At 58.8% G+C, this 2,435-nt stretch carries 1 protein-coding gene; it reads right to left on the bottom strand.

All coding sequences use genetic code 11. The features are described from left to right. Positions 1 to 180: 180 nt before the first annotated feature. The gene (nrdD, locus tag CW742_RS10625; RefSeq protein WP_292420197.1) at positions 181 to 2,364 is read right to left on the bottom strand and encodes an anaerobic ribonucleoside-triphosphate reductase; all 2,184 of its coding nucleotides are present in this window, start codon (positions 2,362 to 2,364) and stop codon (positions 181 to 183) included. Positions 2,365 to 2,435: the final 71 nt, after the last annotated feature.

Genomic DNA, 2,435 nt, shown 5'->3' with positions numbered 1-2,435 from the left:
TTGTAATTTTTCTTGTACCGGTAATACCGAGGCATCGCCTGCGCCCCCACCCCATGGGGGGTGTTGAGGGTCTTCAGGCCCGAGACACGAGAAGAACCTGCAAGGCTCTTCGAGTCAGGGCTGGCGCAAAGGGGGGCGATCATAACAGGCAGACAGGGTTCCTACCGAGAAAAAAAGGGATTAAACCTTAACCGGGAAGTCGGATGCCGCCGTGTGGCTCACCGGTTTCTTCCCCGACCGCATCTCGTGGAACTGGCGGAGCGAGACCGTGATATCTCTCGTGAAGGCAAAGTACCCGATCTGGGTGTTCCGGCAGAGCTTCATCGCCATGTCCATTAAGCCCCGGGGATCCGGCCGTGCCTCGCCAAGCCAGATGTGGAAGATGTTGCCGCCGTCCACAATCGGGAAGAAGACATGTTCGATCTCCATGCGTTTTGTGAGCGGGACATTTGCCCCGGGGGCAACGTGGGTGCCGTTCGTGTAATAGATCGGAAGGTCGCGGACCTTGCCGAGTTTTGGCAGGCTGTAGTCCAAATCTCCCTTGATCACCTTTACGGCAGCGTCATGGTACCGGCGGTCGAGCAGGTCTGCCACGGCAAATCGCTGGCCGGTTGTTTCTGCTGGTGTCCGGGCAAGGGCGATCGTCATATTGTTCTTCTGCGAGAGCTCGCGGCCATAGAGTTCCATCTCGGTCATGGCCCGGATGGCGAGTTTGAATGCTTCTTTTGACTCGTGGAGCTGTTTTCCCGTGTGGTGCTGGACCATCTCGTTCACGCCAACGACCCCGATGGTGTACACCAGGCCTTCGAGTTCAACCGCAAGGGCACCCCGCTCACCGGTGTTCGGATCTTTCGGGCGCTGCATGGCAAACGGCATCCGGCTGTTGGACCGGATCAGGTCCATCCAGCGCCGCTTGATCTTGAAGATCTCGACCGAGACGTCCATGAGTTTCTTCAGCTCGGCAAAGAGGCGTGCGTCGTCTCCCTCCGCCTTGTATGCTGCACGGGGGCAGTTGACCGACACGACCTGCCACGATCCCATCGAGAAATGGCGGCCATTCTCGAAATAGAGCTTCTTGTCAAAGTCCGAGTCCTCGTCGGCGACAGCGGAGAACTGGTAGGCGCAGCACTGGTAACAGGAGATCCCCTTGCCGGCGCCGCGATAGGCCGGGAGCTGGTTGTCGTAATACGGCGTGCCGAACTTCGAGGCGAGCTCGAAGGTCATGAGGTAGAGGTCCTGGTACGTGGGGAGCTCAGGGTGTTTCTTATTGAACTCCTCGCGTTCCTGCATGAAGTCCGGTTCAATGGAGATCTCGGGCTTGGGGAAGTTGAAGGGCTTGCCCCAGTAGTCGCCTTCGAGCATGACCTCCATTATGGCTTTGAAGAGGAGCCTTACTTCCCGCTCGAATTCCCCGTACGTGCGGTGCGGTCCGGAAGAACCGTCCCAGACTTTTCCCTTATACACGCAGGGCTTGTCCTGCCAGAGCGAGGGGACGCCCGGCGAGAGCTGGATGGATGAGAAGACCAGCTGGCCGCCCCGGGCAACCATCATCTGGGTCATCTCGTACACGAACATCTGGACCATCTGCTTGATCTCCTCGTATTCCATCCCCTCCATGTACGGGGCAAGGAACGTGAGGAAATTGTAATAGCCCTGTCCGCCGGCAAAATTCGTCTGGGCGGACCCGAGGGCTTTCACGGCATGGAGGATGGCGACCTCGGCACGCTTGGCCGGGCCGGCAACCGATGCCTTGGTGCCGTTGCCGTCCGGCATCAGGCCGTAATAGAGGAAGTAGCGCAGGTCCCAGTCCTGGCAGAAGGGGCGGGTGCCGAAATATTCGAGGTCGTGGATGTGCATCTCGCCGGAGAGATGGTGGTCGGCAAGGGACGGGGGCAGCTGGAGGAGGTACTGTTCTTTTGAGATCTTGTCTGCCTTCTTCTTGTGGGATGTCTCGGCATTCTCCTGCAGGTTCGCGTTGTCGTGGGCCTCGAACCCTTTCCCGACATCGATTAAGTGTGCGTCGAAGACCGGTGTCCCGACACGGGTCGAGACATTCCGGTACTGGACCATGCCGCGTTCAAGGAGGGTGATGTTGACGATCTCGCGGATGAGCGGGCCTGATAGGGACTTGAGCCCCATGTTCTTGATCTTGTGCTCGACATCGAGAGCGATCTCCTGGGCGGCCTCCTCGGTCGCACCGTTGTACCCGTAAAATGTCTCGACAAGTTTTGTCTCTTCGACAATCTGGCGGGCGATGCGGCTCCGGTCCCATTCAACAATATGCCCGTCGGTTGTCCTGACCGGGGGAAGGGTAGGCGTATACTCACCGAAAATGGTCTGCTGGCGGGTCTCATGCCGGCTCATCATTCACCCAGGTGAAGCTGTCTGGGTGGAGCGGTGTCAAGTTTTCCCGCGGGAAAGAGGACGGCCCATTG

It is taken from the genome of Methanoregula sp. (genome assembly GCF_002835825.1).
GTDB lineage: Archaea > Halobacteriota > Methanomicrobia > Methanomicrobiales > Methanospirillaceae > Methanoregula.
This window is presented reverse-complemented; position numbering and strand designations above follow the sequence as displayed.

What these genes read in the sequence shown, in the direction of transcription:
- nrdD (WP_292420197.1), bottom strand. Translation starts at nt 2,364, where the DNA reads ATGAGCCGGCATGAGACCCGCCAGCAGACCATTTTCGGTGAGTATACG.